Annotated in this window: 22 protein-coding genes; 4 read left to right on the forward strand and 18 right to left on the reverse strand. The window is 66.7% G+C overall.

All coding sequences use genetic code 11. The features are described 5' to 3' along the window. Positions 1-13: 13 nt before the first annotated feature. The 5 genes from QXZ94_RS15135 to QXZ94_RS15155 form a co-directional block, all read right to left on the reverse strand. Complete coding sequence (locus tag QXZ94_RS15135) at positions 14-1,003, reverse strand: threonine/serine dehydratase (protein WP_315721071.1); 990 nt, start codon at positions 1,001-1,003, stop codon at positions 14-16. A gap of 57 nt (positions 1,004-1,060) precedes the next feature. After that, complete coding sequence (locus tag QXZ94_RS15140; protein WP_172115044.1) at positions 1,061-1,873, reverse strand: UDP-2,3-diacylglucosamine diphosphatase; 813 nt, start codon at positions 1,871-1,873, stop codon at positions 1,061-1,063. Positions 1,874-2,065: 192 nt separating this feature from the next. Further along, entirely contained in the window at positions 2,066-3,484 is a 1,419-nt protein-coding gene (gene pyk, locus QXZ94_RS15145) for a pyruvate kinase (RefSeq protein ID WP_315721072.1), read from the reverse strand. A 155-nt stretch (positions 3,485-3,639) separates the two neighbouring features. Next, positions 3,640-4,713 (reverse strand): tartrate dehydrogenase, encoded by a 1,074-nt coding sequence (locus QXZ94_RS15150; RefSeq protein ID WP_315721073.1) that lies wholly within the window; start codon positions 4,711-4,713, stop codon positions 3,640-3,642. 21 nt (positions 4,714-4,734) lie between these two features. Beyond that, positions 4,735-6,030, reverse strand: coding sequence for an MFS transporter (locus tag QXZ94_RS15155; protein ID WP_315721074.1), 1,296 nt, complete (start codon positions 6,028-6,030; stop codon positions 4,735-4,737). Positions 6,031-6,155: 125 nt separating this feature from the next. Between QXZ94_RS15155 and QXZ94_RS15160 the strand changes: the two genes are divergently transcribed. Further along, on the forward strand, positions 6,156-7,073 hold the full coding sequence (locus QXZ94_RS15160) for a LysR family transcriptional regulator (protein ID WP_315721075.1): 918 nt from the start codon (positions 6,156-6,158) through the stop codon (positions 7,071-7,073). Positions 7,074-7,386: 313 nt separating this feature from the next. On the opposite strand, the gene glgX is transcribed toward QXZ94_RS15160, so the two are convergent. The 9 genes from glgX to QXZ94_RS15205 form a co-directional block, all read right to left on the reverse strand. Further along, positions 7,387-9,624 carry a glycogen debranching protein GlgX gene (gene glgX, locus QXZ94_RS15165; protein WP_315721076.1) on the reverse strand — a complete coding sequence of 746 codons (2,238 nt, stop codon included), beginning with the start codon at positions 9,622-9,624 and terminating at the stop codon, positions 7,387-7,389. A 26-nt stretch (positions 9,625-9,650) separates the two neighbouring features. Then, a complete protein-coding gene (locus QXZ94_RS15170; RefSeq protein ID WP_315721077.1) occupies positions 9,651-9,923 on the reverse strand; it encodes a DUF3606 domain-containing protein in 273 nt (90 codons plus the stop codon). 1,605 nt (positions 9,924-11,528) lie between these two features. Continuing rightward, positions 11,529-11,780: a DUF3551 domain-containing protein gene (locus tag QXZ94_RS15175; protein WP_315721078.1), complete on the reverse strand. Its 252-nt coding sequence runs from the start codon at positions 11,778-11,780 to the stop codon at positions 11,529-11,531. Positions 11,781-11,948: 168 nt separating this feature from the next. Next, entirely contained in the window at positions 11,949-12,548 is a 600-nt protein-coding gene (locus QXZ94_RS15180; RefSeq protein ID WP_315721079.1) for a hypothetical protein, read from the reverse strand. 473 nt (positions 12,549-13,021) lie between these two features. Beyond that, positions 13,022-13,717, reverse strand: a complete 696-nt coding sequence (locus tag QXZ94_RS15185) for a VIT1/CCC1 transporter family protein (RefSeq protein WP_315721080.1) — start codon at positions 13,715-13,717, stop codon at positions 13,022-13,024. Positions 13,718-13,777: 60 nt separating this feature from the next. Next, positions 13,778-14,326: a cytochrome b gene (locus tag QXZ94_RS15190; RefSeq protein ID WP_315721081.1), complete on the reverse strand. Its 549-nt coding sequence runs from the start codon at positions 14,324-14,326 to the stop codon at positions 13,778-13,780. Between the two features lie 110 nt (positions 14,327-14,436). After that, positions 14,437-15,867, reverse strand: coding sequence for a sensor histidine kinase (locus tag QXZ94_RS15195; protein WP_315721082.1), 1,431 nt, complete (start codon positions 15,865-15,867; stop codon positions 14,437-14,439). After that, on the reverse strand, positions 15,864-16,529 hold the full coding sequence (locus tag QXZ94_RS15200) for a response regulator transcription factor (RefSeq protein WP_172112796.1): 666 nt from the start codon (positions 16,527-16,529) through the stop codon (positions 15,864-15,866). Before QXZ94_RS15200 ends, QXZ94_RS15195 begins: the two co-directional genes overlap by 4 nt. Before the next feature lie 9 nt (positions 16,530-16,538). Further along, positions 16,539-16,844 carry a PepSY domain-containing protein gene (locus tag QXZ94_RS15205; RefSeq protein WP_315721083.1) on the reverse strand — a complete coding sequence of 102 codons (306 nt, stop codon included), beginning with the start codon at positions 16,842-16,844 and terminating at the stop codon, positions 16,539-16,541. Between the two features lie 328 nt (positions 16,845-17,172). On the opposite strand from QXZ94_RS15205, the gene QXZ94_RS15210 reads away from it, so the two are divergent. After that, positions 17,173-17,418 carry a hypothetical protein gene (locus tag QXZ94_RS15210; RefSeq protein WP_315721084.1) on the forward strand — a complete coding sequence of 82 codons (246 nt, stop codon included), beginning with the start codon at positions 17,173-17,175 and terminating at the stop codon, positions 17,416-17,418. A 34-nt stretch (positions 17,419-17,452) separates the two neighbouring features. Here the strand turns inward: QXZ94_RS15210 and arsB are convergent, their stop codons facing one another. The 4 genes from arsB to QXZ94_RS15230 all read right to left on the reverse strand — a co-directional run bounded on the left by arsB (position 17,453) and on the right by QXZ94_RS15230 (position 20,105). Beyond that, positions 17,453-18,481, reverse strand: a complete 1,029-nt coding sequence (gene arsB, locus QXZ94_RS15215) for an ACR3 family arsenite efflux transporter (protein ID WP_315721085.1) — start codon at positions 18,479-18,481, stop codon at positions 17,453-17,455. A 3-nt stretch (positions 18,482-18,484) separates the two neighbouring features. Beyond that, on the reverse strand, positions 18,485-19,012 hold the full coding sequence (locus QXZ94_RS15220; protein WP_315721086.1) for an arsenate reductase ArsC: 528 nt from the start codon (positions 19,010-19,012) through the stop codon (positions 18,485-18,487). Beyond that, positions 19,005-19,367: an ArsR/SmtB family transcription factor gene (locus tag QXZ94_RS15225; protein ID WP_172182586.1), complete on the reverse strand. Its 363-nt coding sequence runs from the start codon at positions 19,365-19,367 to the stop codon at positions 19,005-19,007. The genes QXZ94_RS15220 and QXZ94_RS15225 overlap by 8 nt, the downstream gene beginning before the upstream one ends. A 90-nt stretch (positions 19,368-19,457) precedes the next feature. Beyond that, positions 19,458-20,105, reverse strand: a complete 648-nt coding sequence (locus QXZ94_RS15230; RefSeq protein WP_315721087.1) for a Crp/Fnr family transcriptional regulator — start codon at positions 20,103-20,105, stop codon at positions 19,458-19,460. 77 nt (positions 20,106-20,182) lie between these two features. Here QXZ94_RS15230 and QXZ94_RS15235 point away from each other — a divergent pair, with 77 nt between their 5' ends. Beyond that, positions 20,183-20,665, forward strand: a complete 483-nt coding sequence (locus QXZ94_RS15235; protein WP_315721088.1) for a hypothetical protein — start codon at positions 20,183-20,185, stop codon at positions 20,663-20,665. A gap of 103 nt (positions 20,666-20,768) precedes the next feature. Then, positions 20,769-21,086 carry an ArsR/SmtB family transcription factor gene (locus QXZ94_RS15240; RefSeq protein WP_172112829.1) on the forward strand — a complete coding sequence of 106 codons (318 nt, stop codon included), beginning with the start codon at positions 20,769-20,771 and terminating at the stop codon, positions 21,084-21,086. The last annotated feature ends 15 nt before the right edge of the window (positions 21,087-21,101 follow it).

Consider the following 21,101-nt stretch of genomic DNA (forward strand, 5'->3'; position numbering starts at 1 on the left):
CGGATGGGGAACGTCAGGCAATCAGCCTGGCAAACAGTTCGGCATCCACATTGCCGCCCGAGAGAACGATCACGACCGTCTTGCCGGTCACGTCGAGGCGGCCCGCCAGCAGGGCCGCCAGACCGACAGATCCGCCCGGCTCGACGACGAGCTTCAACTCCCGGAAGGCGAAGCCGACCGCGCGGCCCACCTCTTCATCCGAGGCCTCCACCGCCGCCGACAACAGCCGGCTGTTGATGGCGAAGGTGATCTCTCCAGGGATCGCAGCCATCAGGGCATCGCAGATGGTGCGGCCCTTGGCATCATGGGCCTCGCGGTGGCCGGCCCGCAGCGAGCGGGCATGGTCGTCGAAGCCCTTGGGCTCGGCGACCACCATCTGCGTCTCCGGAAAGCGCGCCTTGACCGCCGTCGAGACCCCCGCGAGCAGCCCGCCGCCTGACGCCGGCACGATCACGACATCCGGCGACAGGCCGAGGCCCGAGAAATCCTCGGCGATCTCACGGCCGACCGTGCCCTGCCCCGCGATCACATAGGGATCGTCGTAGGGCGGCACCACCGTCGAACCCCGCCTGCCGGCGATGTCGCGCGCAATCGCCTCGCGGTCCTCGCGGTCGCGATCGTAGAGCACGACGTCGGCCCCAAACGCCTTGGTCCGCTCGCGCTTGGCGGCCGGCGCGTCCGAGGGCATCACGATGGTGGCGTCCATGCCCAGCAGCGTCGCGGCGTGGGCGACGCCCTGCGCGTGATTGCCCGACGAGAACGCGACGACACCCTTGCCGCGGTCCTCCGGCGGGATCGACGCCAGCTTGTTGTAGGCGCCGCGGAACTTGAATGAGCCGGTCCGCTGCAGCACCTCCGGCTTCACGAACACATTGGCGTTCAAGCGCTCGCTGAGCACGGGGGCCGGCAGGAGCGGCGTCCGCAGTGCGACCGGCGCGAGAACGCGGGCCGCCGCCTCGATGTCGGCGACGGTGACGGGCAGGATCGGGGCATGAGCTGTCATACCCCTATTTTACCGCGCTCGATTGCCGAGAGGCAAGGGAGCCGGCGTCGACCGGCGTCAGGCTGCGCGGGCAGCGAGTTGCGGAACCGGCGCAGGTTGTCGCTGCGGATCAGTCCAGGTCAGGATCTCGAACCGGCCATCCTCGTGCTCGACGAGCGCCGTGCAGCTCTCGACCCAGTCGCCGCAATTCATGTAGCGGATGCCATCCTGGTCGCGGATGACGGCGCAATGGATGTGGCCGCAGATCACGCCGTCAGCGCCATGCCGGCGCGCCTCGGAGGCCAGCGCCGTCTCGAACGCGCCGATGTAGTTGACCGCGTTCTTGACCTTCTGCTTGGCCCATTGCGACAGCGACCAATAGGGCACGCCGAACATCCGGCGGAAGAAGTTGACCAGGCGGTTCATCTGGATCGCGAAGTCGTACGCCTTGTCGCCGAGATGGGCGAGCCAGCGGGCGTTCTGCACCACCAGATCGAAGATGTCGCCGTGGATGACCAGATAGCGTTTGCCGTCGGTGCCGGTGTGGACGATGTTCTCGACGACGTCGATGCCGCCGAAATGCGTGCCGTAATAGCCGCGCAGGAACTCGTCGTGGTTGCCCGGTACGTAGACGATCTTGGCGCCCTTGCGCGCCTTGCGCAGCATCTTCTGCACGAGATCGTTATGCGACTGCGGCCAGTGCCAGCTCGATTTCAGCGCCCACCCGTCGATGATGTCGCCGACCAGATAGATCGTATCGGCATCATGGTGGCGCAGGAAATCGACGAGAAGATTGGCCTGCGAGCCGCGGGCTCCGAGATGTACGTCGGAGATGAACAACGTCCGAAAGCGCTTCGTCGGGCTTTCTTCACCAGCAGTCTCGAGTCCCATGCGCGCCCACCTAACAGTCCCTGATGACACGGCGATGACGAGCGGCCGCACCGGCAGAACCCATCCTGCCGGACCGCGACGGACACCATTCGCATCACGACTCGCGGTGTCCTCGTCACGTTCCCGCGATACCAGCGCGGTGCGACAATCAGGCGACAAGCGGGCGGCGCAGACAGGGAATTCGGCTGCCTCCTATCTGGGCACGGCGACGACGCGCAGATTGTTGGTGGTGCCGGCCTGGGCGAACGGAATGCCGGCGACGACGACCAGCAGGTCGCCCTTGTCGGCGAACTCCTCCTGGACCGCGAAGAACGTCGCCCGCTCGACCATTTCCTCATAGCTCTGCACGTCCTGCGACAGCACGCTGTGCGCGCCCCACAGCAAACACATCCGTCGCGAGGTGTCCTCGTTCGGCGTGATCGCCAGGATAGGCAGGCTCGGCCGCTTGCGCGCGACGCGCGAGGCCGAGGTGCCGCTCGACGTGTAGGCCACGATCGCCTTGGCGTGGATCGCGGACGCGAGGTCGGCCGCCGCGGTCGCCACCGCATGCGGCGGCGTCTGCTCCTCGTCGGGCTGGGTGGCCTGAATGATCGAGCCGTACATCTTGTGCTTCTCGGTGCTCTTGATGATGCTGTCCATCATCGCCACCGCCTCGCGCGGATATTGCCCGCTGGCCGACTCCGCCGACAGCATCACCGCATCGGCCCCGTCATAGATCGCGGTCGCGACGTCCGAGACCTCGGCGCGCGTCGGCGTCGGCGTCGCCACCATGGAATCAAGCATCTGCGTCGCCACGATCACCGGCTTCACCGCGAGACGGCAGGCGCGCACCAGCTCCTTCTGCTTGCCCGGCACGTCCTCGTTCGGAATCTCGACGCCGAGATCGCCGCGCGCGACCATGATGGCATCCGACAGCTGGATGATGTCGTCGATCCGCTCCAGCGCCGCCGGCTTCTCGATCTTCGACATGATGCCGGCTCGGCCGTTGATAAGCCCCCTCGCCTCGATCACGTCGGACGGCTTCTGCACGAAGGACAGCGCCACCCAGTCGACGCCGAGATCGAGACCGAAAGCGAGATCGGAGCGATCCTTCGCCGTCAGCGGCGACAGTTCGAGAATGGTGCCTGGAAGATTGACGCCCTTGTGATTGGAGATTGCGCCGCTCACGATCACCTTGGCTTCGATCCAGTCGTCGCCGAGGCCGGTGACGCGCACACGCACACGGCCGTCATCGATCAGGAGATCGTGACCGGGCGCGACCGCCGCAAAGATCTCGGGATGCGGCAGCGGAATCGAATCCTTGTCGCCCTCGGTGCCATTCAACACGAAGCGGATCGTCTCACCGGCGTCGACCTGGATCTTCTTGTCGCGCAAGGTGCCGACGCGAATCTTCGGCCCCTGCAGATCCATCAGGATGCCGATCGGTCGCTGCACGTCCTTCTCCAGCGCGCGGATCGCGGCGTGGACCTTGGCGTGATCGGCCTGCGTGCCGTGGCTGAAATTGAGACGAAACGTATCGACACCGGCGAGGAACAGCGCCTTCAGCATCTCCGGTGAATTGCTGGCGGGGCCGACGGTCGCAACGATCTTGGCTCGACGGTGACGACGCATGATGTGTCCTTTCTCCCCAGCCCGCGTTTCACGTCTTAATGACACGCATGTGATTGTCATGCGCAGACGCCGTGGAAGCGCTGGTATACGCCCCGCAGCGTCCATTGCAAGTGTGCGGCGGAACACGCCGAAATTGCGCGAGGAAGCAGCACGCGTCAGACGTTGGAGCCGTGGATGGCGTCGATCACCGCGTCCGTCACCTCCTTGGTCGTCGCCTTGCCGCCCACATCCGGCGTCAGTATTCCGGCTGCACACACCTTCTCCACGGCCGCCATCAGTCTGATGGCCGCGTCCTTCTCGCCGAGATGATCGAGCATCTGCGCAGCCGTCCAGAACGTCGCGACGGGATTGGCGATGCCCTTGCCGGTGATGTCGAACGCCGAGCCGTGGATCGGCTCGAACATCGACGGGAAGCGCCGCTCCGGATCGATGTTGCCGGTCGGGGCAACGCCGAGGCTGCCGGCGAGCGCGCCGGCGAGATCGGAGAGAATGTCGGCGTGCAGGTTGGTCGCAACGATGGTGTCGAGGCTCTTCGGCTGCAGGGTCATGCGCACGGTCATCGCGTCGACCAGCATCTTGTCCCAGGTCACGTCGGGGAATTCGCGCGCCACTTCCGCGGCGATCTCGTCCCACATCACCATGCCGTGGCGCTGCGCGTTCGACTTGGTGACGACGGTGAGGAATTTGCGCGGCCGCGACTGCGCGAGCTTGAACGCATAGCGCATGATTCTGACGACGCCGACGCGGGTGAACACCGCAACCTCCGTCCCGACCTCCTCCGGCAACCCGCGATGCGCGCGGCCGCCCATGCCGGCATATTCGCCTTCGGAGTTCTCGCGCACGATCACCCAGTCGAGATCGCCGACGCCGACATTGCGCAGCGGCGAGGCGACGCCCGGCAGGATCTTGGTCGGGCGCACATTGGCGTACTGATCGAACCCCTGGCAGATCGGCAGCCGCAGGCCCCACAGCGTGATGTGGTCGGGCACGTCGGGCGCGCCGACCGCGCCGAAATAGATCGCATCGAAGTTCTTCAGCTCGGCGAGACCGTCGGCCGGCATCATCACGCCGTGCTTCTTGTAGTAGTCCGAGCCCCAGTCGAATGTCTTGACGTTGAAGCTGATGTCGCCCGCTCGCTTGGCGAGCGCCTCGAGCACGCGGACGCCGGCGGAGATGACCTCGGGGCCGATGCCGTCGGCGGGAATGGCGGCGATGGAGTGAGTGCGCATGGAATGAGCTCCGTGTGAACGTTAGGACTGCGTGGCCGGCACCGCCTTCGCGGCGTGTGATCGGGACAGCAACAGCGTCAGCACCGCCGATATCACCAGCAGCCCGGCGACGAAATAGAGGCCGCCATTGAAGCTGCCGGTCTGGTCCTTGATCCAGCCGATCATGGCCGGACCAACGAAGCCGCCGAGATTGCCGATCGAGTTGATGGTGGCGATGCCGGCGGCAGCGGCCGAGCCGGACAGGAACATGGTCGGCATGCTCCACAGCGGCGGCTTCGACGAGGAGATGCCGACATTGACCAAGGTGAGAGCGGCGAGCACCGCGGCGACGCTGGTCGAAAGCCCGGCCAGCCAGAGACCGACGGCGGCAACCACGCAGGCCAGCACGACATGCCAGGTGCGTTCGGCCGTGCGGTCGGAATGCCGCGCCCACCAGATCATGACGACGACTGCGATCGTCGGCGGCACCGCGTTGAGAAAGCCGACGGCGAACGACGACAGGCCGAACTGCTTGATGATCTGCGGCGCCCAGACGCCGAGCGTATACAGACCGGCCGAGGTGCCGAAATAGACCAGCGCGAGCGCCAGCACGCGGATGTCGGCAAGGCCGCGCCAGATGCTGTGGCCGGCGGTGGCCGCCTTGCTCGCCACCTCGGCATTCATGGTGCGCACCAGCCAGTCGCGCTCGTCGTCGGCGAGCCAGCGCGCCTGCTCCGGGCGATCGGTCATGTAAGCGAGGACGACGAAGCCGAGTAGCACCGCCGGCAGCGCCTCGATCAGGAACAGCCATTGCCAGCCTTTGAAGCCAAGGATTCCGTCCATCTCCAGCAGCGCACCGGAGAGCGGCGATCCGAGCACGGTCGACAGCGGCGCGGCGGCCATGAACAGCGCGGTGACGGCGGCGCGCTGACGCAGCGGAAACCAGTAGGACAGATAGAGGATGATGCCGGGAAAGAAGCCGGCCTCCGCCGCACCGAGCAGGAAGCGCAGCACATAGAAGCTCATCGGCCCCTGCACGAAGGCCATCGCGCCGGAGACGAGTCCCCAGGTGATCATCACCCGTGCAATCCATATCCTGGCGCCAAATCTGTCGAGCGCGAGGTTGGAGGGAACCTCGAACAGAAAGTAGCCCCAGAAGAAGATGCCGGCGCCGAAGCCATAGGCCGAGGCCGACAGACCGATGTCCTTGTTCATGGTGAGCGCGGCGAAGCCGACATTGACGCGATCGATGAAGGCCACGAAGTAGAGCAGCATGATGAAGGGGACGATACGCCACGTGATCTTGCGCAGCACGCGTGTTTCCAGCTCTCCGGCCATCGTCACCTCCCCGATCCGTTTGATTGATCGGAGCACCGTAGGCGGCGGTATGGGAGATCTTCAATGCTCGCATCATTATACAAAAAAATGATATAATCCGATCGTCGCCTCACGGGATCTGCTTCATGGAATTGCACCAGCTCCGCTGCTTCGTCGCCGCCGCCGAGGAGCTGCATTTCGGCAAGGCGGCGCAGCGGCTGCAGATGCTGCCCTCGGCGCTCGGGCGGCAGATCAAGCTGCTGGAGGACGACCTCGCGACACCCTTGTTCGCCCGTACCACCCGCGCGGTGGCGCTGACCGAGCACGGCACGGCGCTGTTGCGCGACGCCCGCGTGATCCTGGCCCGCGTGGAGTCCGTGGAGACCAGCTTCCGCCGCCGCGCCCGAGGCGCGAAGGCACAGCGGCTGCGGGTCGGCGCCATCGACAGCGCCGCCGCCGGCCTCCTGCCGCAGCTGCTGCACGATTTTCGCGAGGGACATCCGGAGATCGCGGTGCAGCTCACGGAGGACAAGACGATCCGGCTGCTGCCGAAGATTCTCTCCGGTGCGCTCGATCTTGCTTTCATCAGGCCGCCCGAACGCACCGACCCGCGGCTCGAATTCCGCGCCTTGCTCAGCGAGAGCGCCGTGGTGGCGCTGCCGCAGCGGCACCGGCTGGCGGCGCGCGCCTCGGTCTCGCTGGCTGACATCGCCGGCCAGCCGCTGATCGTGCCGGACAGGCGGTCGCGTCCGCACAGCCATGACCTCACGATGAAGCTGTTCGCGCAGGCCGGACTGTCGCCCGACGTGGCGCAGTTCGCCGACGAGAAGCAGACCATCGTGCATCTCGTCGCGGCTCGCCTGGGCATCGCCATCGTACCGCGCTGGACGGCGCGGCTGGCGGTGTCCGGCGTCCGCTTCGTGCCGCTGCGGCTGAAGCGCGGCAGCAGCGCCGGCCGGCTGCCGCTGGCGGCGGCCTGGCTGCGCGGCTCGCGCGACCCGGCGCGCGAGGCCATGCTCGGCGTACTCGACGCGAGGCTGGCGAAATACGCCCGTGGCGCGTGACGTGGAGCAATCCACGCAGCACGCCAGGAACGGCTGACGCGCCGATATCTCGGCCTCATGGTTCGAGACGCGCGCCAAGCGGGCGCGCTCCTCACCATGAGGGTCAAGCGCCGAGGGCGCTGCACACCGGACCATGAACACGCCAAAAGCGTGTTCATGGAGAGGGGTAAGGCTGTTGCCGCGCTCACAACCCTGATGCCGCAATCACCGCCCTCGTCCTGAGGAGCGCGCCGCTCGGCGCGCGTCTCGAAGGACGGCCACAGGCACGGTTGCCGCCACTCATCACCCAACTGTGGTCCCCCAAAAAATCCCTCTATCCCTGCAGCGGCGCCTCCGCGACGTCGAGCAGCGCGCCCAGGCCGTGGCGCAAGCCGCGCATCGGCTGTTGCTCCGAGGACAGGCCGAAGGCGAGCAGCGATCGCCCCGTCACGGCATAGACGTGGCCGAACGGAAACGACTGCGGCTGCGCATCCGGCTGATTGGTGTCGAGCAGCGCCAGCCAATTATGACCTTCGGGCACCGCGGGCAGCGTGAAGTTCACCACGTCGAAATGGGCGTTGTAGACCAGCAGCAGCGTCGCATCTGAGCCGCGCCGCTTCACGCCGGTCTCCTGGGCGCGACCGTCGAGCAGCATGCCGAAGCAGCGGGCGTGATCGTCGGTCCACTGCTCGGTCGCCATCTCCTCGCCCGAGGGATCGAGCCAGGTGACGTCCTTGACGTCGAGCTCCTCGTTGTGAGAGCCGACCAGAAAGCGGCTGCGATAGAGAATGGGGAACGCCTTGCGCATCGCGATCAGCTTGCGGGTGAACTCGCGCAACGCCCTGCCCTGCGGCGAGATGCCCATCCAGTCGAGCCAGGTGGTCTCGTTGTCCTGCGCATAGGCGTTGTTGCTGCCGTTCTGGCTATGGCCGAACTCGTCGCCGGCGAGCAGCATCGGCGTGCCATGCGACAGCAGCATCGTGGCCAGCAGATTGCGCTTCTGGCGCTCGCGCAACGCAGTGATCTCGGGATCGTCGGTCGGCCCCTCGACGCCGCAATTCCAGGAGTGGTTGTTGCTGTGGCCGTCGCGATTGTCCTCGCCATTGGCCTCGTTGTGCTTCTCGTTATAGGAGACGAGGTCGTTGAGATTGAAGCCGTCATGGGCGGTGATGAAGTTCACGCTCGCCCACGGCCGGCGGCCGCGCTTGTTGAACAGATCACCCGAGCCGGAGATGCGCTTGGCGAAGTCGGCCAACGTGCCGCCGTCCCCCTTCCAGAACGCACGCGCGGTGTCACGGAATTTGTCGTTCCACTCCGCCCAGCCCGGCGGAAACTGGCCGACCTGGTAGCCGCCCGGGCCGATGTCCCAGGGCTCGGCGATCAGCTTGACGCTGTTCAGCACCGGATCCTGACGGCAGGCGTCCAGGAAGCTGCCGCCTTCGTCGAAGCCATAGGGCTCGCGCGCCAGGATGGTGGCGAGGTCGAAGCGGAAGCCGTCGACCCGCATCTCGGTCGCCCAGTAGCGCAGGGAATCGGCGACCAGCTGCAGCACGCGCTGGTGCGACAGGTTCACGGTGTTGCCGGTGCCGGTGTCGTTGATGTAGTAGCGCTTCTGGTCGGGCATCAGCCGGTAGTAGCTGGCATTGTCGATGCCCTTGAACGACAGGGTCGGGCCGAGCTCGTTGCCTTCGGCGGTGTGGTTGTAGACCACGTCGAGAATGACCTCGATGCCGTTGGCGTGGAACTGATTGACCATGGTCTTGAATTCGGTCGCGAGCGGCGTCTTCAGATAGCGCGGCTCCGGCGCAAAGAACCCGATGGAATTGTAGCCCCAGTAGTTGCGCAGGCCTTTTTCGATCAGATAGCTGTCGTCGATGAAGGCGTGGATCGGCAACAGCTCGGCCGAGGTGATGCCGAGGGAGCGCAGATAGGCCGGAATGTCCTGATGCGCGAGACCGGCGAAGGTGCCGCGGTCGGCTTCGGGCACCATCGGATGCAGCTTGGTGAAGCCCTTGACGTGCATCTCGTAGAAGATGGTCCGCTCCCACGGAATTTCAGGCTTGCGCGAGGTGCCCCAGGTGAAGGCGGGGTCGATGACCCGGCACTTCAGCATCAAGGGCGCACTGTCGCGGTCGTCGAACGACAGGTCCTTGTCGGCGTGATCGAGCTGATAGCCGAACAGTTCCGGACCCCAGCGCAGGTTGCCGACGAGCTGCTTGGCATAGGGGTCGATCACGAGCTTGTTCGGATTGAACCGGTGCCCAACGTCGGGCTCATAGGGCCCGTGCACGCGATAGCCGTACACCGTGCCCGGACGTGCCGTCGGCAGATAGCCGTGCCAGACCTCGTCGGTGTATTCGGGAAGCTCGATCCTTTCGAGCTCGGTCTCGCCGGTTTCGTCGAACAGGCACAGCTCGACCTTGGTCGCGTGCGCGGAAAAGATCGCAAAATTGACGCCCAGACCGTCCCAGGTGGCGCCGAGCGGAAACGGCCGGCCTTCGCTGATCTTGGCCTTGCGCAGGCTGAACGCCGCCTGCGTCAGGGCGTCGGCCCTGTCGGTGAACTGATCCATAACTGCCCCCTGCCCGCTTACTCTGTCTAGCGTGTCTCGGACGTTGCGACGGCCTCGGCGGCGACCGTCTCCCTTGCCGCAATGACCGCGGCATCCGGCACATCGGCAGAGACAGACGGCTTGCTGCCACGCTGCTGATGGACTTCCTTCGATATCGCGGCGATGGAGTTGCCGATGCGGCCGACGATCTCGGTCAGCTCCGCCGGCGTGACGCGAAGCCGTCGCGTGACGATGCGGACCTGAACCCGATCGCTGAGATCGAGCTTGTTGCGGATGGGCTGAATTTTGGGGCGGCGCATTGGGCTTCCTCCTGCATGGGTGCTAACCGCGGCTGCAGAATATGGTTCCCGCGCTCGCGCCGCAGAAGGCTCAGAACCGTGCTCAAGGCATGAATCGACGGTCTCGCGGCGTGTTACGCCCGAGTGATGTCCATTGTGTTGCCCTCGGATCAGGCAGAGGGCACGGGGAATGCCGGGCGCTGGCCGCAACCCATGGCCCGCCTGCAAGAAAAAAAGCAGGCGGCAGTCACCACAGGTTCAGCCGAGACATCCCGGCATTCCCCGCGCGATGGTTTTCACGCTTACTTCGCGATCTCCCCGGTGTACCGGCTTGTTAGCCACCGTCGCCCAGCGGATCATCACCACTGGACTTAGCGCCAGCGTCGGGGCGCCAGGACCACGCGACTTCGCGTCCGCAAGCTGCCGTTCGTCCGCGCGAGTCTCCCCACGCTGCGGCATCCTGCGGCCACCGCATCCCGCGCCCAACGTTCCGTGACGATCGCGAAGCGCCCCTCTCGAGGAGCACGGGATGACGGCAATGAAGCATGAATTCCGAAAAACCGCAACAGATTTATTTTTCACGGAATCATCCATCCACGCCTCGCTTGGCCGAGCGCGTCAGCGCGAGCCCGGAATCCATCCTCACGATACCCATGAGGGCCGAGATGCTCGTGGCGAGCGGCTCGCGCTCCATCGGCGTCCGGGGTTATGGATTCCGGGCTCATCGCTTCGCGATGCCCCGGAATGACGCGGGGAGAGAGGCCGGCTGCCTCACGGAGCCAGGCGACACCACGAGCGGCGCGTAACCACCATCAACACCGCCCGAACCGCATGGTGACCCCCTCTCTCCCCGCATCGTCATTCCGGGGCGCGCGTAGCGCGAGCCCGGAATCCATACTCACGATACCCATGAGGGCCGAGATGCTCGTGGCGAGCGGCTCGCGCTCCATCGGCGTCCGGGGTTATGGATTCCGGGCTCATCGCTTCGCGATGCCCCGGAATGACGCGGGGAGAGAGGCCGGCTGCCTCACGGAGCCAGGCGACACCACGAGCGGCGCGTAACCACCATCAACACCGCCCGAACCGCATGGTGACCCCCTCTCTCCCCGCATCGTCATTCCGGGGCGCGCGTAGCGCGAGCCCGGAATCCATACTCACGATACCCATGAGGGCCGAGATGCTCGTGGCGAGCGGCTCGCGCTCCATCGGCGTCCGGGGTTATGGATTCCGGGCTCATCGCTTCGCGATGCCCCGGAATGACGCGGGGAGAGAGGCCGGCTGCCTCACGGAGCCAGGCGACACCACGAGCGGCGCGTAACCACCATCAACACCGCCCGAACCGCATGGTGACCCCCTCTCTCCCCGCATCGTCATTCCGGGGCGCGCGTAGCGCGAGCCCGGAATCCATACTCACGATACCCATGAGGGCCGAGATGCTCGTGGCGAGCGGCTCGCGCTCCATCGGCGTCCGGGGTTATGGATTCCGGGCTCATCGCTTCGCGATGCCCCGGAATGACGCGGGGGGAGAGGCCGGCAGCCTACCATCGTCGTCCCGTCGGATGACGTGCGGCGGGCACGATGCGACGCGGCGGTGCCGCGTGCGCCTTTTCGCCAGCCCTATGGCGCCTATCGGGGACGCAAACGGCGGCTTCGTTCCGGCGGGCGTTGCACATCAGGGTTCGGCGAGCACATGGCCGAAAGGCTTGCAGCCGCCGCTCGACACGCGTCCCACGACCTGTATTGGCACGAGACCGTGCTGGACCCGCCCCACTCCCAGGTCTGGAGGCACACCGGATCATTGCCATCGAACCGCTGGGCCGCGGCTGGAGCGGTGGCAAGCACCGTGATCGAAGTCATGAGGAGAAGCGCGCGTATCATCGCCCATCATGGCACGAGGCCGACCAATCCGAAAGGGTCAGCCGGCACGGCCACTTCCACGCGGGCTTGATCTGCGGGCGCGGCGGGTTTCGGTCTCCGCGTCGTCGGGTGACCCTCTCTTGCTCCGCGGAAAGCAGGCGATCGCAGCTAACTTCGGCGGCTCATGACCTAGAAATAGGAGCGCGGCTGCTGCTTGATATGTTGGCCGAGGTAGCGTCTCACGGTCGAAAGATTTTTCGCTTCAGAAAGCTTCTCAAATACCTGATGCAGCAACTCATCGTTATCGGAGGCAACCATTGCGACGGCGTGCTTCAGGTTTCTAAGCTGACGCCAGGAAAGAGCAGGCTCCGCTGCTGCCACCAAAGCCCAAAATACAGGGCGCCATAACCCGGTGTCGAACGGCTTCGACGCCTGAAATATGGAAAACAGCGCCTCTGAACGACTCCCCATGTTTTCAATGGCGCCAGAGGCAGCGACATACTTTAAAAGAAGTTCTTTGGCGGGCGGCAGGTTGCCGCGCTCAAGGTATGCCCTAATCGGCCATGCCGAGACGGCTACACGATTGAAAATCTCCTCCTGACAGTCGGCTGCCAGAATCGCCTCTTCAAGGAGGCGGCTATACGTTTCATCGGGCCAATGGCGTGCGACGTGAGACAACGCCTGACACTTGAACCAAGGCGCCTCTATCCCCCTTGCGACGCTTAGCGCTTCGTCAGGGCGAACCGATGCGAGGCGGATCGCGAGGTCTCTTGCTTTGGTCGGGGTCAAGGTCTTGCTCACGCAAACCGACTACCATACCTCCCTGCAACGGCCAATTGGATGGAAGTAACGTCAGATTCTCGCCTAGAGCTGAGCTATGCTGGTTCAAGGCTGACGCATGGTCTCAGACGACGCTGCCGTAGGTGGGCCAAGCGACGCACAGGCGGCGCGTGCCCACGTCCGCGCCGACGCGCCTGCCCCAAACCACTCCGTGGGGTTATGGGTCCCGGCGTTCGCCGGGACGACACCGTGCTCGTTGATCCAGCGTGCCACCATTCTTGATGCTTGCGTTGAGGTGGCACGCCCTGCCGTCAGGTCGCGCATGACCACCAATGCCGCCGCCCGAAACGCACGGTGGTCACGATGCGACGCGGCGTTGCCGCGTGCGCCTCTTTGCCAACCCTACGGGCTCCGGTGACGCGGATAATGACCGGCCCGGTGACCTTCTTCCGAATGGCCTCGACTGCAATCCCGTCCCACCCTCACCCGAACAGATGCGCCAGCCAGAAGGCAGCGCCGGCGGCGAGGCCGCCGACGAGGGCGGTCTGCAGCGCCGACTTGATCTTGTTGACGCCGGTAAAGTGGCCCTTGATGGCGCCGAAGATCAAGAGAGCGATGCCGGTCGCGACCACGGAGATGCGGAGCGCGGACGAGATGTCGGGCGCCAGCATGTAGGGGATCAGCGGGATCAGGCCGCCGATCACGTAGGAGCCGCCGATGGTCCCGGCGCTGATCGGCGCGCGTTTCGAATCCGGGCGTTCGAGGCCGAGCTCGAAGCGCATCATGAAGTCGACCCAGCGCTGGCGATCGGACGCGATGGCGTCGACCACGGTCGTCAGGGCCTGGCCCTCGAGACCGTAGCCGCGGAAGATCGCCGCAACCTCCTCGACCTCGCGGCCACGCAGGTGCTCGATCTCGTCGTGCTCCCGCTTCTCCTCGGCGGCGTAATGCTCGGCGTCGGAGCGGGCGGCGAGGTAGCCGCCGAGTCCCATCGCGATCGCGCCGGCGACGACCTCGGCGAGGCCGGCCGTGACGATCACGTCGGTCTTGGCGACCGCCGCCGACAGACCCGCGGCGAGCGCGAACGGCACGGTGAGGCCGTCGGCCATGCCGATGACGACATCGCGGACGACCTCCGACGCGGTGAAATGCTTTTCGATGTGCGGCGTTGCCGGCATGGCGGCCTCCGATGGCGTGAGCGACGGAGGCCTTTTAGCAGGCCGGGATGACGGCAGCGCTCACCGCAGCCCCGGCACCATGCGCTTCAAGGTCCGGTCGTGCAGCCAGTAGTGATGCAGCAGCGCAGCGCCGGCATGCAGGGCGATCAGGATCATCAGGCCGTTGGCCAGCGCCTCGTGCATCTCCTTCATGTCGTGGGCGAAGCCGCGGTCGCCGACCCAGGGCGAGGCGATCTCGAACAGGCCGAACACCGGCAAGCCGTAGCCGCGGGCGAACTGGGTGAGGATGCCGAGGACCGGAATGGCGAACATGATGCCGTAGATCAGCAGATGCACGATCTCGCCGGCATGAACGGTCCATGATCCGAACTTCGTCACCTCGGGGACCGGCGGCGGATCGGCCAGGCGCCAGGCCAGGCGCGCCAGCGCGAAGCCGAGCATCGACAGCCCGAGCGAGGCGTGCATCATCAGACCCACGTCGTGGGCGTTGCGCGGCAGCATGTCGCCGAGATGGCCCGAGATCCAGGCCGCGGGCACCAGCACGGCGACGATCCAGTGCAGGCCGATTGCGATCGAGCCATAGGTCTTGGCGGAGTTTCGAATACGCATGAGACAGCATCCTTCGGACGTGGGAGCCCTCGCTGCCGGCGGTCCGGCGCAGGGGCGGCATGGCCGAAGCAGATAGCTGATGCCGGGCGTCGCGCTGCTGACGTCGGCCGTCAGCCCGCTGTCAGGATGGAACGCGTCTCCCTGGTGTCGCGTGCCGGCGAGCGCCGACCTTCCGCTACCATCGCCGGGGCCTGCGCCATCGCCGGCCCGATCGTGATCTTCGCCCCGCCGAGCTCGGAGCTGCCGATCTGCAGCCGCCAGCCATAGGCTTCGAGCACGTCCTGCACGATCGCGAGGCCGAGGCCGCTGCCCGGCCCCTGCTCGTCCAGGCGGCCGCCGCGCTCGAGCACGCGGCCGATCTGCGCTGCCGGAATGCCCGGACCGTCATCCTCGACCACCATGCTGAGCGGGGTCGCGCGCGCGACGATGCGCACCGTGCTCGCCGCGTGGCGCGCGGCATTCTCCAGGAGATTGCCGAGCACCTCGGCAAGATCGGTGCGGTCCATGGCGACCCGCAAGCCCGCGGGCACCTCGCCGTCGAAGCTGACATGCGCCGCGGCCGGCGTGCGGCCGAGCGTGCCGAGCAGCGCCTCCACCAGCGGCGCCAGCTCGGTGGCCGCCTCCGGCGCGCCGCGCACCTTGCCGCGCAGCCGCGCCAGAGCCAGCTCGCGATCGACCTGCCGGCTCATGGCCTCCGCGACGTCCTCGACATTGCGCGCCAGCTCCAGCTGGCCGAGCTCCTTGAGCCGCGCGGCGTCCGCGGTGAGCGCGGCGAGCGGCGTCTTGAAGCCGTGCGCGAGATCGGCCGCGCGGCTGCGCGAGCGCAGGATCTCGCGGCTCTGCGCGTCCAGCAGCGCGTTGACCTCCTCGACCAGCGGGGCCACTTCGGTCGGCACCTCGACGGGGAGGTGCTGACGCTTGCCGCCGCGGATCTCGGCGACGCCCCGGCGCAGCACCGCCAGCGGACGGAGGCCGAGATTGACCTGAACGGTCGTACCGACCGCGAGGATGGTTGCAAGCACGGCAAGCGCGATCGACAGATCCTTGGCGAAGGCGCGCACCGCGCTGGTGGCACCGTCGAGATCATAGGCGACGGCGGCCCGCACGCGGATCTGGCTGCCCGGATTCATCACGATGCTGCGCTCGGCGACCAGCACGCGGACGCCGTCGGGACCGGCAAGCTCGTGCTGATGCACGTCGCTGGGTCCGGGCTCGTCGATCGGAAGCGGCAGGATCGTGTCCCACAGCGAGCGCGAGCGGAGCAGCTGGCCGTGATCGTCCGAGATCTGCCAGTACAGGCCCGACAGGGGCACGACGAAGCGGGGATCGGCCGGCGATCGCGACACGACGATGCGCCCCTCGGGATCCACCTCGAGGCCGTTCAGCAATTGCCGCAGATGCACGTCGAGATCGGCAGCGAGCGTGCGCGCGACATGCCGCTCGAACAACACGACCATGCCGAAGCCGGCGACGCCGAGCGCGACCAGCAGCGCGATGGTGCCCGCTGCCACCAGCCGCAGCCGCAGCGAGCCCAGCCTCACTCGACCGTCTCCGCAATCATGTAGCCGAAGCCGCGGCGGGTCTCGATGATGTCGGCGCCGAGCTTCTTGCGCACGCGCCGGATCAGCACCTCGAGCGCGTTGGAATCGTGATCGTGGCCGAGGCCGTAGACGTTCTCCTCAAGCTCATGCTGCGGCACCACGCGGCCGCTCTGCCGCAGCAGATAGGCGATCAGCCGGTATTCGAGCTGCGACAGCGCCACCGGCACGCCGGACAGGCTGACCTTCATCTGCCGCTCGTCGAGCGTCAGGTCGCCCGACGAGAGCACCGGGGCGGCATGGCCGGCGGAGCGCCTGACGATCGCGCGCAGCCGCGCCAGCAGCTCCTCGTTGCGAAACGGCTTCGGCAGATAGTCGTCGGCGCCGGCGTCGATGCCGTCGACCCGCTCGGCCCAGCTCGCCCGCGCGGTCAGGATCAGCACCGGCATGTGGCGCCCGGCGCTGCGCCAGCGCTTGAGCACCGACAGGCCGTCCATGCCGGGCAGGCCGAGGTCGAGGATCACGGCGCCATAGTCCTCGGTGTCGCCGAGAAACCAGGCCTGCTCGCCATCGTCGGAGCTCTCGACCAGATACCCGGCCGCCAGCAGCGTCCGCGACAGGTCGGACGACAGCCGCGGATCGTCCTCGACCAGCAGCACACGCATCTACTCATCCTACTTTTGGTCGATCCGCTCGATCTCTCCGCTGCGCGCATCGACATAGACTTCGAGCACACGGCCGTCGCGCCCGATCACCCGAAACTCATAGCGCCAGCGGCCGCGCTGACGCTCGATGTCGATCCCCGTTACATCACCCGCGATCCGGCCGCGCAACCTCGGCAGGATCTGCGACAGCGGCAGCACGTCGCCCGCCTCCACGGCGTGGCGCACCGCATCGCGGCGCTCGCGATCATCCTCGCGCGCATCGGTCGCCGCCGACGCCGCCGTCGAGATCAGCATCGCCAGCGACGTGACGCGCATGAACCGTCCGATTTGAGGCAAATGCATGATCTTCCCTGGACCTGGCGCTCTGATTGTCGAAGCTGGCGTTCATTCGTCGCGCCGGTTTCGGATTGCGGGGCATTCGCAAATGCTAGGAAACCGCTGAGGGTTTTAGTTTGAACTTCCGGTGTCGGAATTGCGCTCGGACCGAATGCGGGGGTGGAGACTCGCATATCGCCGTATCCTGCCCGAGCCAAGCTGACAATTCGCTGACGCCGCGCGACGGGATGCCGTCAGCGCGGTTGCGACATGCTCTCATGCAGGCGTCGCGCGAGCAGGCCGGCGCAAGCGAGTTCGGAGTATAGGCATGCGTAGAACGGTGATGCTGGCAACCTTGCTGGCGGGGCTCGGTGGCATTCTCGCGGTGGCGCAGGCGAGCCGGGAGACGGCGCCGGAGCCGGTGCCGGTGGCCCGCATCCATGACGGGGCCGCATCGCATCTGGTGCAGCTTGCGGCGCTGGCCGAGCGCGCCGACGGCCGGCTGCTGAGCTACGAGCCGTCCCGCCGGGAGCGCGAAGGCGACGACGACGAGCAGGACGAGCCGCGGCGGTGATGCCGATCGCCGCGCCGCGCGTCGCACGACGGGCTCAGGCCGGCAGTCCCGCTTCGTACCAGTCGCGACTCGCCTTGACGATGCGCACCACCGACAGCATCACGGGGACCTCGACGAGAACGCCGACGACGGTTGCCAGCGCGGCGCCGGAGTCGAGCCCGAACAGGCTGATGGCGGCGGCGACCGCCAGCTCGAAGAAATTGCTGGCGCCGATCAGGGCCGCGGGCGCGGCCACGCACCAGGCGACGCCGAGCCGGCGGCTCAGCCAATAGGCGATGCCCGCATTGAGATAGACCTGGATCAGGATCGGCACGGCGAGGATCGCGATCACGACCGGCTGCTTCAGGATCTGCTCGCCCTGGAAGCCGAACAGCAGCACGAGCGTCGCCAGCAGCGCCACGAGCGACACCGGCTGCAGCACGCGCAGGGTGCGCTCGAAGGCGCCGCCCTTGGCGCGCAGCAACGCCCGACGCAGGAGCTGCGACACGATCACCGGCACCACGATGTAGAGCAGCACCGACAGCAGCAGCGTGGTCCAGGGCACCGAGATCGAGGCGACGCCGAGCAGCAGGCCGACGAGCGGGGCGAACAGAAACACCATGATGACGTCGTTGAGCGCGACCTGGCTCAGCGTGTAGTGCGGCTCGCCCTCGCAGAGGTTGGACCACACGAACACCATCGCCGTGCAAGGTGCGGCAGCCAGCAGGATGAGGCCGGCGACGTAGGACGACAGCTGCCCTGCGGGGAGCAGCGGCGCAAACACGTGGCCGATGAAGATGCTGCCGAGCAAGGCCATGGAAAACGGCTTGACCGCCCAGTTCACGAACAAGGTGACGCCGATGCCGCGCCAATGCGCCCTGACGCCGCCGAGCGCGGCGAAATCGATCTTCAGCAGCATCGGAATGATCATCAGCCAGATCAGCGCCGCCACCGGCAGATTGACCCGGGCGACCTCGGCCGATGCGACGACCGCGAACAATCCAGGCATGAGATGGCCGAGACCGATGCCCACGACGATGCAGAGCAGCACCCAGACCGTCAGATAGCGCTCGAAGACGGTCATCGGTCAGGCCACGTCGGAGCGGAACGACGTCGCGCCCTCGCCTGCCCCGATCTCGCGCAGCCGCGTGCCGAGCGACAGCGCATCGATCCGGTCCAGCGGCAGGTTGATGAAGGCATCGATGCGGTTTTTCAGATAGCGGAAGGCGGTGGTGAACGCGGCGAGCTTCTCGAGCTCCGTGCCTTCGGCCGCCGCCGGATCCTCGATCCCCCAATGCGCGGTCATCGGCTGCCCCGGCCAGATCGGGCAGGCCTCGCCGGCCGCGTTGTCACAGACCGTGAACACGAAATCCATGACCGGCGCGCCCGCCACGGCAAATTCGCTCCAGCTCTTCGAGCTGAGATCGTCGGCCGGATAGTCCATGCGCGCGAGCAGCGCGAGCGCCAACGGGTGCACCGCGCCCTTCGGCGTGCTGCCGGCGGAGAAGGCGCGGAAGCGGCCGGCGCCGTCCTTGCGCAGGATCGACTCGGCGAGGATCGAACGAGCCGAATTTCCGGTGCACAGGAACAGCACGTTGTAGATGCGATCAGACACGGGTCTTCTCCTTCCGCTTCGGCGGACAGCATGGGGTGAGGCTCTCGATGACGGGCGCGCAGACCTCGGGGCGGCCGCCGCAACAGTCCTGCAGCAGGAACAGCGCGACCTCCCGGAATTGCACCAGGTCGGCCCGATAGACGATCGAGCGGCTGTACCTGATCGAGCTGACGAGACCGGCGCGCGCCAGCACCGACAAGTGCGCCGACAACGTGTTCTGCGGCACTTCGAGCAGGCGCGCGAGCTCGCCAGCGGGCAGCCCTTCGGGCTCGTGCTGCACCAGGGTGCGGAAGGCCTGCAGCCGCGTCGGCTGCGCCAGTGCCGCCAGGGCCAGAACTGCGCTCTCGTTTTCCATATATCCAGAATTATCGATATATAATCTGCACGTCAAGGCCGCGAGTCGGATTGTCCGATGCCGACGCGAACGATGATCCGGCTGATCCACTCAGCACAAGCGCAGGCGCGCGCCGCTGATGACAAGCTCGCCAGTCTGCGCCATGCGTGCCAGCGCGCGATAGAGCGCTTCGTGGGTGATGCCGAGCTCAGCGGCCCAGTCCTTCTTCGAGCGGTCGAGCGCGAGCTCGCCGCCCTCGCCTTCGGTCTCGATGAAGTGCACGATCCGCTCGCGGGCGGTCTTGAGGCTGAGCCGCTCCGACTGCGCGCGGACCTGGCGGAGCTCGCGGGCGAGATGGTCGCTCCATTTGTCCCGGATCTCCGGGCGGCGCAGCGCGTCGGCGAACGCCTGGCGGTCGATCGCGAGCAGTGCTGAATCCTGCGCTGCGACGGCGTCGCAATGATATGATGACTGATCGAGGCTGGCCTCGGCGAGAAAGCCCTGCCGCGCCCGCTGCAGGATGATGTCGTCGCCGGCGCGCGAGCGGCGCAGCAATCTCACCTCGCCCATCAGCACGAAATACATTGCCCGCGGGCGATCACCCCGACAGAACACCACGCCCTGGCGTGGCACCTCGATGCGACGCGTCCGCACCCTGGTAGCCGCGGGCATCGCGGCGAGCAATGGCGACAGAACCGCGAGGCGGCGCCAGTCGAGCGGACGCGCGCCGTCGGATGGGGAATGGTCGGTCGTCGGCATATGATCAGGATCATATGCGCTGCCCGGCCGGGAGGTCTAGAGAGGACATCACGCGATCAATCACATGGAAGGTTCTCATGCGCCTGCGTCTTGCCGCCATTACGCTGGCCTTGGTTGCGTCCGCTGGCATCGCCACGGCGCAGCATCACGGCCACCACGACCACGGCAGCCATGGTGGAGCGCTTCCCGCCGACACGCGCGAGCGCGTGGCCTTCCCGCCCGAGCTCGCCGAGCACACGCTCACCAACATGCGTGACCATCTGCTGGCGCTGCAGCAGATCAACGAGGCGCTTGCGGCGGGCGACATGGATGGAGCCGGCCGCATCGCCGAGCAGCGCCTCGGCATGACCTCGCTGCGGCTGCACGGCGCGGCCGAGGTGGCCAGATTCATGCCGCAGGGCATGCAGGAGGCCGGCACGGCCATGCACAAGGCGGCAAGCCGCTTCGCCATCGCGGCGCAGAACGCCGGCGTGACCGGCGAGTTCAAGCCCGCGCTGGCGGCGCTGGCGGAGACCATGGCCGCCTGCGTCGGCTGCCATGCCGGCTACCGGCTGAGATAGCCGTGCAGCGCCTGCCCGAAGCTTCCCGCAGCTCCCTTTCTTATTTCGAAGATACTAGAAATATCGATTGACTCCGGTTGCCCTCCGCCGCATCCTGCACCCCATGAAGCTCGACGACGCCGCCGCCCGCCTGGAAGCCCTCGGCAACACCACGCGCCTGAAGATCTACCGCGCGCTGGTGCGCGCCGGGCATGCCGGGATGCCGGTCGGACGGCTGCAGGAGCGGCTGAAGATTCCGGCCTCCACGCTGTCGCATCACGTCAAGGCGCTGGTCGCGGTCGGGCTGATCTCGCAGCTGCGCGAGGGCACGACGCTGGTCTGCCATGCCGAATACGACGTGATGCGGTCGTTGCTCGGGTTTCTGGTCTCGGAATGCTGTGCCGAGGAGCAAGGCTGCGGCACGGCGCGGCCGGCCGCATGATTCTCTTGGCCTTTA

Source organism: Bradyrhizobium sp. SZCCHNS2022, from assembly GCF_032377575.1.
Classification (GTDB): Bacteria; Pseudomonadota; Alphaproteobacteria; order Rhizobiales; family Xanthobacteraceae; genus Bradyrhizobium; species Bradyrhizobium aeschynomenes.

Coding starts and splice junctions, on each gene's coding strand:
- QXZ94_RS15240 (WP_172112829.1), top strand. CDS start 20,769: ATGAAGCTCGACGACGCCGCCGCCCGCCTGGAAGCCCTCGGCAACACC.
- QXZ94_RS15185 (WP_315721080.1), bottom strand. CDS start 13,717: ATGCCGGCAACGCCGCACATCGAAAAGCATTTCACCGCGTCGGAGGTC.
- QXZ94_RS15190 (WP_315721081.1), bottom strand. CDS start 14,326: ATGCGTATTCGAAACTCCGCCAAGACCTATGGCTCGATCGCAATCGGC.
- arsB (WP_315721085.1), bottom strand. CDS start 18,481: ATGACCGTCTTCGAGCGCTATCTGACGGTCTGGGTGCTGCTCTGCATC.
- pyk (WP_315721072.1), bottom strand. CDS start 3,484: ATGCGTCGTCACCGTCGAGCCAAGATCGTTGCGACCGTCGGCCCCGCC.
- QXZ94_RS15235 (WP_315721088.1), top strand. CDS start 20,183: ATGCGCCTGCGTCTTGCCGCCATTACGCTGGCCTTGGTTGCGTCCGCT.
- glgX (WP_315721076.1), bottom strand. CDS start 9,624: ATGGATCAGTTCACCGACAGGGCCGACGCCCTGACGCAGGCGGCGTTC.
- QXZ94_RS15200 (WP_172112796.1), bottom strand. CDS start 16,529: ATGCGTGTGCTGCTGGTCGAGGACGATCCGCGGCTGTCGTCCGACCTG.
- QXZ94_RS15135 (WP_315721071.1), bottom strand. CDS start 1,003: ATGACAGCTCATGCCCCGATCCTGCCCGTCACCGTCGCCGACATCGAG.
- QXZ94_RS15155 (WP_315721074.1), bottom strand. CDS start 6,030: ATGGCCGGAGAGCTGGAAACACGCGTGCTGCGCAAGATCACGTGGCGT.
- QXZ94_RS15230 (WP_315721087.1), bottom strand. CDS start 20,105: ATGCCGACGACCGACCATTCCCCATCCGACGGCGCGCGTCCGCTCGAC.
- QXZ94_RS15175 (WP_315721078.1), bottom strand. CDS start 11,780: ATGATACGCGCGCTTCTCCTCATGACTTCGATCACGGTGCTTGCCACC.
- QXZ94_RS15160 (WP_315721075.1), top strand. CDS start 6,156: ATGGAATTGCACCAGCTCCGCTGCTTCGTCGCCGCCGCCGAGGAGCTG.
- QXZ94_RS15205 (WP_315721083.1), bottom strand. CDS start 16,844: ATGCGCGTCACGTCGCTGGCGATGCTGATCTCGACGGCGGCGTCGGCG.
- QXZ94_RS15170 (WP_315721077.1), bottom strand. CDS start 9,923: ATGCGCCGCCCCAAAATTCAGCCCATCCGCAACAAGCTCGATCTCAGC.
- QXZ94_RS15150 (WP_315721073.1), bottom strand. CDS start 4,713: ATGCGCACTCACTCCATCGCCGCCATTCCCGCCGACGGCATCGGCCCC.
- QXZ94_RS15210 (WP_315721084.1), top strand. CDS start 17,173: ATGCGTAGAACGGTGATGCTGGCAACCTTGCTGGCGGGGCTCGGTGGC.
- QXZ94_RS15225 (WP_172182586.1), bottom strand. CDS start 19,367: ATGGAAAACGAGAGCGCAGTTCTGGCCCTGGCGGCACTGGCGCAGCCG.
- QXZ94_RS15140 (WP_172115044.1), bottom strand. CDS start 1,873: ATGGGACTCGAGACTGCTGGTGAAGAAAGCCCGACGAAGCGCTTTCGG.